The organism is Flavobacterium hercynium, from assembly GCF_002217285.1.
Lineage (GTDB): Bacteria > Bacteroidota > Bacteroidia > Flavobacteriales > Flavobacteriaceae > Flavobacterium > Flavobacterium hercynium.
In genome coordinates this window covers 1-1,418 of record NZ_MUGW01000101.1, presented here as the reverse complement: position 1 = coordinate 1,418, position 1,418 = coordinate 1, and the positions used below count along the sequence as shown (strand labels likewise).

Below are 1,418 nucleotides of genomic sequence, written 5' to 3'. Positions count from 1 at the left end.
TAAAATCTAAAATCTAAAATCTAAAATCTAAAATCTAAAATCTAAAATCTAAAATCTAAAATCTAAAATCTAAAATCTAAAATCTAAAATCTAAAATCTAAAATCTAAAATCTAAAATCTAAAATCTAAAATCTAAGAAGTCTAACAATCTAACATCTATCGAGAAGCATTAAAATCCGTAATAATATTAACCGCTTCGTTCAGGTAAGGATTTGTTTTTAAGTTATTGATCTGATATTGGTTTATAGTTTTCTCAGAAGGATACACACCCAGTAAAAATTGATTAACCGTTGAGTTGTAAACATCTAATGGATTACTGTGATCGTTAAATGTGTTTATTTCAGACCATAGCGTGTTTAAAGTCTTTTTTTGTTGAAAAACCGCATCCAAAGTCATTGGAATTTCTGCTTTAGGTGTATTCACCATCTGATCAATTTTAGTGTTTATTTTTTTGATGTCATTAAAATAAGCATTATCGGCCAGACGAACCGTGCTGCTTTTCGCTATTTTATCGATTACAGCTCTTTTTACGTAGGTTTTGTACTTTAAATTAGATTCTATACTGTCGTTTTTAATTGCAGTCGGAAAATCACTTTCTTTTTGATACACGCCTTCATAAAATTCAGGTAATACAACATCAGGTTTAACACCTCCGTTTTGGTGGCTTTTACCTGTAACTCTGTAAAACTTATTAATCGTGATTTTCAAGAAATCAGTATTTTTCTCCTCATCAAGAGAAACTATAGTTTGCATCGTCGCTTTACCAAGTGTATTACTTCCTAAAAGTAAGGCACGGTTATAATCTTGAAGAATTGATGAGAAAAATTCACTTGCAGAAGCCGTATTGCTATTAATTAAAATCACAATTGGACCACGGTAAATTAAACCTTTATAAGGATCATTAATAACCGATTTTTGATGCTTGTTGTCTACCACAATAGAAATAGGACCATAATCTACAAACATCCCGGCTAGTTTTATAGCCTCTTCCATAGATCCTCCACCATTATCAATAAGGTCAATAACCAGACCTTTGATGTTATCTCTCTCCAATTTAATTACTTCCCTTGCCACATCATCAGCACAGCCTTTTGGACTGCTTCCGTCTAAATCAGCATAAAAACTAGGAATTTTTATATATCCAATCTTATTTTCTTTTCCTATAATAAAGCTGAAGACAGAATTCTCCTCGTCCTTCATAATTTGCTTTTCGATATACACATCAAAGCTTTTACCGGCATTTCGTTTTAGTGTAAGCAAAATACTTTTATTCGACTCAGATAAAATCATAGTAGAAATAGACTCTAAAGAAGCGCAGGATACTTGAAGTGTTTCTTTATTATTGGACACTGCCACAATTTGGTCTCCCTTTCTAATAAGCCCCGTTTTAAAAGCAGGACCATTCGGGTCTATTTCAT

The 1,418-nt window shown here is 31.9% G+C and carries 1 protein-coding gene; it reads right to left on the bottom strand.

What is annotated here, in order from left to right; genetic code table 11:
- Nucleotides 1–156: 156 nt before the first annotated feature.
- Nucleotides 157–1,418, bottom strand: a 1,262-nt coding sequence (locus B0A66_RS22685; protein ID WP_244283583.1) for a S41 family peptidase, incomplete at its 5' end; no start/stop codon positions are given.